The sequence below is a fragment of the Bacillus cereus group sp. BfR-BA-01381 genome (assembly GCF_022663555.1).
Taxonomy (GTDB): Bacteria; Bacillota; Bacilli; order Bacillales; family Bacillaceae_G; genus Bacillus_A; species Bacillus_A pacificus.
The window spans coordinates 1-8409 of sequence record NZ_JAKUFR010000138.1; the positions used below are offsets into that span (position 1 = coordinate 1).

The window sequence follows — 8409 nt, forward strand, 5'->3', positions numbered from 1 at the left end:
CTTCTGCATCGTATTGCTTTTCACGACGCGCAATCTCTTTTTCTTCTAATTCAATTTGTTTCTCACGCTCAATGATTTTAACGCGCATTTGCTCTTCTGTAACACCTTGTTGCGCTTTCGCTTGTTGTAATTCATAAGAAAGATCGGCGTCTGCACGAGCTTGTTCTTGCTCTCTCTTATAAGATTGTACTTTTAATTCTTTATGTTTTTCAGCTTCAGCGATTTGCGCATCACGTTGGTATTCAGCCTCTTTCGCTTCTTTCTCAGCACGAGCTTTTTCAATACGAGCTTCTTTTTCACGCTCTGCATTTGCAATTGTTGCATCACGCTTAACCGTCGCAATTTGCGGCTGACCAAGTGCATCTAAGTAACCGTTCTTATCCATGATTTCTTTAATGGTAAAGGAAACGATGCGAAGACCCATTTTCTTTAAATCTGTAGAAGCTACTTCATGCACCTTTTGAGCAAATTGCTCTCTATTACTATACGCATCTTCTACTGTCATAGAGGATAAAATCGCGCGTAAATGACCTTCTAAAACCTCTTTTGCTTCTACTTTTAACTCTTCTGTTTCTTTTCCTAAATATTGCTCAGCTGCTGTCGATACTTCTTCAATTGTAGAACCTACTTTAATAATAGAAACACCATTTACTGTAACTGGAACACCTTGCTTCGTATACGTATCGCGTGTACCCACTTCTAACTTGTAATTTAGTAAGCTTAAAGGTTCTGCTCTTTGCATAATTGGAACTACGAATGTACCGCCACCGCGAATAATCTTAATCTTCTTTCCATCATCAGTGGTAACTACATTTTTCCCACCACCAAGCCAATTCCCTGTAACAATTAACGCTTCATCTGGTCCAACTGTTCGATACTTCGTAATGAATACTAAAATGAGTAGAATTAAAATTGCAAGTAAAACTCCACCAATAATTAATGGAATCGTCATGGAAATTCCCCCTTATAATTTTGGTTTTTTTAAAGAATAAGCGATGTTTTGTACAAGCAAAACACCATCTTGGACTCCCTCAATAATAACTTCAGTTCCTTGTGAAATATCTTTTTTCCCAATTGTTTTAGCTGGAATTGCATTACTTCCAAATTGGGAGGAGATTAATACTTCACCTAATCCTTCTGTAGGAATTGTCGTAATGACTTCTCCCTTGCAACCAATGAATTCATCCATACGTTGCACAGTATTTTGTTCTGCTTCTGCAATCGGCTTTAAAATTAATATTTTCATTATGAATACACCCATAAAGGATATAGCAAATGCAGCTACGAAAATAAGAATACTATTAAAGGAAAATAAATATTCTCCTATATAACTAAGTCCACATAGCATGGCGAAAAAACTAAGTAATAAAGTAACAACGGATACTGATCCGCCTCCAAAACTAAATATGGATTCAAATATATCCCCAAAAAAGATATAAATCACAGTGAGTATAGTAGCAATAATAAATCCGTATAAATAAATTGTTTCAAGTGGATAACCAAACAAAACCATTCCTTATCCCCCTCTCTTAAACAATCCCTTTTTTGTTATGTGTATGCCCCACCTCTTTCAAAGATTATCGTTCTTAATTTTCAGTTATTTACTTTTTAAAGAAAAGCCTGTAAGACAGGCCCCCTAAAAAAGAACAGGAGAAGCCTATTGTGACAGGCTCCTCCTAGTAAATAACCGATATATTATATATCTATATAATATACTATTTTCCACAAAAAGTAAAGTTAAACATACATTGGAAAAGTACTTATTTTAATGATAATTCGTAAGTTCCATCGCCATTATCATATTTATATACATACAAGTAGTACTTACCTGGTTTTGCATTCATTTTTGCCTCTATATGATTTCCATTTGCTTGACCGTAAGCAGCATAATTTTGCATATCTGATTCATGGTGAAGTACCCATGTCATCCCGATTCCATACTCATTTAAAACGGAAATATCGATATCTTTCGCTGATGCTACATTAAATGTATAAACATCAGTGTGATCTCCGCCGATAAGACTACCTTTTATAGTATTGTTTAGCCCAATGTGATTTGCTTCCTCTGGACGATTATTTGGTTCTAATTCTGTTAAACTTCCATCTTTAACCGTAACCGTTGTTTCACTTCTGCTCTCTTTCCCTTTATCATCTTTTACTCTTAACGCTACTTTATATGAACCTTCTCTTTCATATACATGCACTGGATTTGCTTCTGCACTTGTGCTTCCATCTCCAAAGTCCCATAAATAAGAAACGATTTTTCCATCTTCATCTTTTGAGCCATCACTTTTAAATTGAATACCTTCTTTTACAAGTCCATTATAAGGGCCGTTTATATTAATCGTTGGAGCTTTATTTTCTCCTTCATCTTTTGCGATACCGTGGAAGACTACATCATATTCAAATTGATTTGAGCTATTTACACGGTAATTGACGAAGTATGCTGTAACAGTTTTGTAGCCACTCCAATCTTTTTGCGCCAGTTGTTCTAAAGCTTCATTTACTTTCTTACTCATTGCTTTCCAGTCTTCTGACTCACCTTTTGCTACACTACCTGTATACGTGCCTTCTAATGTAAATGTATTAAAGAATTGGGAGCTATGTTTTGTCATTTTTTCATCTTTCATCGGCAACGTATCACTAATTTCTTTCCCTACTGCTGTTAACGATTTTGGTGCATGCTCAGCTAAATAATCATCTGCTACTGCCGGTACATTATATTTATCTTGATTATCGATTAGCTGCTGCATATACTCTTGATACTCTTTATTTAACTTAGGATCTTTACTTAGATTTTCACGATATGCATCATAATTTTTTACGTCATTCGCACGAATCAAATCTTGAATTTTATCAAATGTTTCAAACTGATGCGTATATAAGTAAGACTGCAATGCGAACGAGTAATTATAGAAATCCCAAGAACCGTATTTAGCAAATAATGTACGCTCTGCTGTATAACGGCTTGCAGGATCAGATGATAATCCACTAATGATGCTCTTTCTCGGTACTACATTATTTGTTCGAGTAGACCCTGCGAAAAACTCTGCATTTCCTTCTTGGAACCAAGTTAACCTTTCATTTTGATACATATCTCCTCTTCCGAATAAACCTGGCACTTCATATCTCCCTTGAAGATAATGGGTAAACTCATGGCGGAATAATTCTTCTAAACTATAAATACTTTGTTCTGGCGTGCGTTCATATGTAAAGAATGTTCCTGTTTCTTCAATATAAATTCCACCGTTGTTCGTTTCATATCCATACAGTTGTCTATTTAATTGGTACTCTTCTGGACTGTTATAAATTACGATCGTTAATACATCATCTGCATTACCTGGCTCTAACGCTTTATCATTTCCAATTACACGATGATACTGCGCTTTTACTTCCTTTGCAGCCCAGTATAGTCTCTTAATTTTTTCTTCCGATACTTTATCTCCTGTTTTGAATACGATAGATCCATCATCAAATGTATACGTTTTTGGTAAGTACTGCTCTTTTCCTTCTTTACGTATTTTCTCTAAATCCACTGTATTCCCGCTATAATCTTTTCCGTTATAATTTGTTGTAATTTGTTCTACTGCGACAAAATACGGTTCACTTAAACGTGGATACATATGCATTGCCTGTGTCACAACTTCTAATCCTTTATTTGGATTGCTATGAAACTTCCCTAAACGACTAGCAAAGTAAATTCCATTATTAACGAGCCACTTATTTTCTGGTGTTACTTCATTTAGAAGAGCAATACGATTTATTTCATTAATAAACCCATCTACTTTTCCATACCACATCGTTTCATTCGCCTCTTTACGAGCCTCAATTAAGTAAGACTGTATATCATAGTCAATCCCTTGCATAATATCGTATACAGCTTGTCCTTTCATACGATCGTCTACATACGTATGAAGATTATCATTATACTGTTTTAAAATATTAGCTGCGTATTGAACCGTCTCAACATCACTTGAAGCGTTACTAATCAATTTTCCGTATGCAGATACGACTGTATCTTGTTCATCTGTACCAAGCTTAAAGTTTGGATTTTTTGCGATTGCTTTTAAAGCAGGTAAACATTTGTCCTGGAAGCTTCTTTCATTTAATTCACTTAATTCATTATTATAAAATGCCAAATAAAAAGCTGAACGTAACACTTCCGTAAATGTTTGAATTCCTTTTGAATCATCTCTCGTAAACGTACTACCTCGATGAGCTAATTCATCTATAACGACTTGCATTTTCCCTTTATCTTTATAAAAAGCTTTTGCATCTTCATTAAACTGGAATAAGTCTGTAATTTGGTGCCACTTAATACTGCCTAACGTTTCAACTAACTCTTGATCATTCATTTTGTTTAAATCAGCCATTGAATAGCTTTCTTTAACTTGCTTTACTGCCGCTTTGTTCGGAATAGATGCTGGTCGCTGTGAAAAGTCTCCTACTTTTAACCGTTCTTCAAACGATAATGTTTCCTCCGCTTTAGAAACGTGTCCAATCTCATCTACTGGTTTTTCAATTCCAACTGGTTTCGAATGCAATACATTATATGGCACCTTTTCTTCTGCTGATGCATGAGTTTGAATTGCCCCCAGCGATAGAGCCATTGTACTAATGCTAAGCATTACTTTATTAATTTTTGATTTCTTGTTCATATCCTTGCCCCCTATTCAAATATTCCATTCACGAATTTAACATAAAATCTATATACAACAATATAAAATGCAATATTTCATATTATTTCTTCTTACATTTTGTACATATCGTGAACAAATTCCCTTTTTTCTCCCGAAAATAATCCGAATCCTTTCACGTAATAAAAAGAGAATTTTTTGACAATTATTTCTTTAATTGTTATGATTAATATAATTGTTAACTTTATTAAACAAGGGTGGGATTCTATGATAAAAAAAGAAAACAGTGTATTTTATATCTCCATCTTGCTAACAACATTATTCATCATATGGGGAATTACTCCGGCAAGTTGGATACAAGGCTATGATTTACAAAGCGTTACATCTTCCTTAAATTCATTTATCCTTAATAAATTTGGATGGTTTTACTCTCTACTTATGACCACAATGATTATTTTAGCCGCTTATTTAGCATTTTCTAAGTACGGTTCTATTCGTCTTGGTAAAGATGGTGAAAAACCAAAGTATAGTTATCCATCTTGGCTATCCATGTTATTTGGGGCAGGAATGGGAATTGGACTCCTCTTTTATGGAATCGCTGAACCGATTTCACATTTTACAGATCCACTAACAGGAAAAGCAGGTACAGAGGAAAGCGCCAAGCTCGCTATGCAATATTCATTTTTCCACTGGGGTCTCTTTCCATGGTCACTATACGCAATGGTTGCTTTAACAATTGCATATTTCACATTCCGCAAACAAAAAGGTAGCACAATTGGGGCTACAGTTACTCCATTATTTAATCGATCGAAAAATTCTCCTATCGGAAAAACAGTTGATATTTTAGCTGTTTTAGCCACTGTATTCGGTATTGTGCCATCTGTTGGGATTGGTGCTCAACAAATCGCCGGAGGATTAAGCTATTTATTCCCTTCTATTCATAACACTTTACTTACACAGCTCATACTTATCGCCATCTTCGCTGTTTTATATTTAACAAGTGCACAAACAGGCTTAGATCGTGGGATTAAATATTTGAGTAACTTAAATTTCTCTCTTGCAGGTATATTACTCGTCTCCTTTTTACTTTTAGGACCAACTGTATTTATTATGAAATATTTCACATCTACACTCGGTTCTTATATTGGAGCTTTACCTAGTATGGGATTAAATTTAGGAGCATTTAATGAAAAATCTTCTTCTTGGATAGAAAACTGGACTATTTTCTATTGGGGATGGTGGATCTCTTGGTCTCCATTCGTCGGTACATTCATCGCCCGTATCTCTAAAGGACGCACAATAAAAGAATTTATTTTTGGAGTTGTATTAGTCCCAACTCTTATCTGCACATTTTGGTTTGCAGTATTTGGCGGTACCGCTATCCATATGGAAATGTTCCAATCGCTTGGCATAGCTGATGAAATCGCAAAAAATGGTACAGAGATTGGATTATTTGCTGTTATTTCACATCTACCGTTCTCTACATTTTTAACAATTATCGGGTTAATTTTAGTAGCCACATTTTTCGTTACTTCTGCTGACTCGGCAACATTTGTCGTTTCTATGCAAACGAGTAACGGAAGCTTATCACCAAAAAATAGTTTAAAACTTATATGGGGATTAACAATCGCGATCATCGCAGCTATTTTATTACAAGCTGGAGGATTAAACGCACTGCAAATTGCAGCGATCATCGCAGCACTACCATTTTCTATCGTAGTCGTCCTTATGATTACTTCACTCTTTAAAGAGCTACGAAAAGAAGACGTTAATTTGCAAACGAAAGAAGTTCCGAAAAAAATAAAAAAGGTTATGTAACGATTGGCACCTCTTCTTTTAGAAGAGGTGTTTTCTACATTCATTTCATTTATTTTTCCAAAACAAATAAAACCCACTTGTTTTATAGGAATTATATGTTATTATAAAGGAAATAAATTGAATCTTTTTACATTTATTTACTAACTATTAATCTTTTTTTCTTGATATCTAAATGAAGGGAGGTTGTCCATGTGGAGATAGACATTGATTTTATGAAGGAGCAAATTCCACTATTTGTAGATAGTGCACTATTAACTTTAAAAATCGCATGTTTCGCCATTATCATTTCATTATTTATTGCGAGTATAAATGGTTTAATTCTGTTCTTTCGAATTCGTATTATACATAAAGTTGTTCGCGCTTATGTGGAAATAGCTCGAAATACACCTTTACTCATTCAATTATTTTTCTTATATTTCGGTTTACCATCATTAGGTATTAAATTATCTAATTTTTCAATCGCATTACTTGCAATGTGTTTTTTAGGTGGTGGATATATGACAGAGGTCATTCGATCTGGTCTTGATTCAATATCCAAAAGCCAAGTGGAATCAGGATATGCCATTGGATTAAATAAATGGCAACTATTTAGATTTGTAGTTTTACCACAAGCTGCAACTATTTCTGCACCAGCCTTATTTGCAAATTTTATCTTTCTATTAAAAGAAACATCTATCGTTTCTGCGATCGCTGTTCCTGAATTGTTGTATACAACAACGAATTTGATTTCAATTTATTACAAAACATCTGAGATGCTCATTATGTTAACAGCTTCCTATATCTTTCTTTTTGTACCACTATCATTTCTACTATCTTGGTTAGAAAGGAGAAATCGTTATGGGCAATTCGGGCATTAATCTACTAATAGAATCGCTTCCGCAATTGCTAAAGGGACTAGAACAAACATTATTAATTGCATGTTTTACAATCATCATTAGTACAATTGGCGGCATTCTATTTGGAATCATTCGTACATCAAAGATTACTATTTTGAGGTTCAGTTCAAGAACTTATATTGAATTATTTCGTTCTATCCCAATCCTTGTTTGGTTATTTCTTTTCTTTTTCGGTCTTCCAATCGCTCTAGGGATAGATGTTTCTAGTACAGTAGCTGCTATTACAGCTCTATCATTATGGGGAATTACAGAAATAGGCGAAATTGTAAGAGGTGCCCTTCAGTCCTTACCAAAGGGACAAGTAGAAGCTGGAAAATCTATCGGAATGAATAAGAAACAATTATATCAATATGTACTCATTCCTCAAGCAATACGGCGAATGATTCCTGCTACAATAAACATCTTCATTCGTATTATTCAAACGACATCTTTAACTGTTTTAATTGGTGTAACTGAAGTCATAAAGGCTGGACAACAAATTGTAGAACGAACAGGGGAAGCATTTCTTATATACGGTTGCTTATTTATTTTTTATTTCTTACTTTGCTATCCATTATCTATTTGGTCAAGAAAACTAGAAACAAGATGGATATAGACAATTCAATAATTTGAGAGGAGAAGAAATATGACTGCACCATTGTTGCAATTACAAAACATCTATAAGTCATACGGTGATAACCCTGTTTTAAGAGACGTAAGCTTACAAGTATCTTCCGGAGAAGTCATCGTTATTTTAGGACCAAGTGGCTGCGGAAAAAGCACATTATTGAGATGCTTAAATGGTCTTGAGGATATCCAAAGTGGGAAAATGCTTTTTCATAACGCCCCCCTTCCAAAAAACGATGGGAACTGGCAAAAACTTCGTCAAAAAATCGGAATGGTCTTTCAAAGTTATCATTTATTTCCTCACATGACTGTTCTAGAAAATATTTTACTCGGTCCTCTAAAAGTACAAAAACGAAATAAAAATGAAGCATTGAAGCAAGCAGAACAATTATTACTAAAAGTAGGTTTACTAGAGAAAAAAGATGCCTATCCAAGAGAGTTATCTGGCGGGC

The 8409-nt window shown here is 34.6% G+C and carries 7 protein-coding genes; 4 read left to right on the plus strand and 3 right to left on the minus strand.

Annotated elements, in window-relative coordinates; all coding sequences use genetic code 11:
- The 3 genes from MR079_RS26690 to colA form a co-directional block, all read right to left on the minus strand.
- Positions 1 to 952, minus strand: a 952-nt coding sequence (locus MR079_RS26690; protein WP_242294945.1) for a flotillin family protein, incomplete at its 3' end; no start/stop codon positions are given.
- Positions 953 to 964: 12 nt separating this feature from the next.
- Positions 965 to 1513 carry an NfeD family protein gene (locus tag MR079_RS26695; protein WP_242294946.1) on the minus strand — a complete coding sequence of 183 codons (549 nt, stop codon included), beginning with the start codon at positions 1511 to 1513 and terminating at the stop codon, positions 965 to 967.
- A 247-nt stretch (positions 1514 to 1760) separates the two neighbouring features.
- Complete coding sequence (gene colA, locus MR079_RS26700; RefSeq protein ID WP_242294947.1) at positions 1761 to 4658, minus strand: collagenase ColA; 2898 nt, start codon at positions 4656 to 4658, stop codon at positions 1761 to 1763.
- A gap of 246 nt (positions 4659 to 4904) precedes the next feature.
- On the opposite strand from colA, the gene opuD reads away from it, so the two are divergent.
- The 4 genes from opuD to MR079_RS26720 all read left to right on the plus strand — a co-directional run.
- A complete protein-coding gene (gene opuD, locus MR079_RS26705) occupies positions 4905 to 6455 on the plus strand; it encodes a glycine betaine transporter OpuD (RefSeq protein WP_242294948.1) in 1551 nt (516 codons plus the stop codon).
- A 191-nt stretch (positions 6456 to 6646) separates the two neighbouring features.
- Positions 6647 to 7312, plus strand: coding sequence for an amino acid ABC transporter permease (locus tag MR079_RS26710; RefSeq protein ID WP_139869346.1), 666 nt, complete (start codon positions 6647 to 6649; stop codon positions 7310 to 7312).
- Positions 7293 to 7946: an amino acid ABC transporter permease gene (locus tag MR079_RS26715; RefSeq protein ID WP_073530759.1), complete on the plus strand. Its 654-nt coding sequence runs from the start codon at positions 7293 to 7295 to the stop codon at positions 7944 to 7946. Before MR079_RS26710 ends, MR079_RS26715 begins: the two co-directional genes overlap by 20 nt.
- A gap of 30 nt (positions 7947 to 7976) precedes the next feature.
- Positions 7977 to 8409 (plus strand): amino acid ABC transporter ATP-binding protein (locus MR079_RS26720; protein WP_242294949.1); only part of this gene is annotated, 433 nt, incomplete at its 3' end.

Bases quoted from the DNA above. Each gene is read 5' to 3' on its own strand.
- MR079_RS26715 (WP_073530759.1), top strand. From the start codon at position 7,293: ATGGGCAATTCGGGCATTAATCTACTAATAGAATCGCTTCCGCAATTG.
- MR079_RS26695 (WP_242294946.1), bottom strand. From the start codon at position 1,513: ATGGTTTTGTTTGGTTATCCACTTGAAACAATTTATTTATACGGATTT.
- colA (WP_242294947.1), bottom strand. From the start codon at position 4,658: ATGAACAAGAAATCAAAAATTAATAAAGTAATGCTTAGCATTAGTACA.
- opuD (WP_242294948.1), top strand. From the start codon at position 4,905: ATGATAAAAAAAGAAAACAGTGTATTTTATATCTCCATCTTGCTAACA.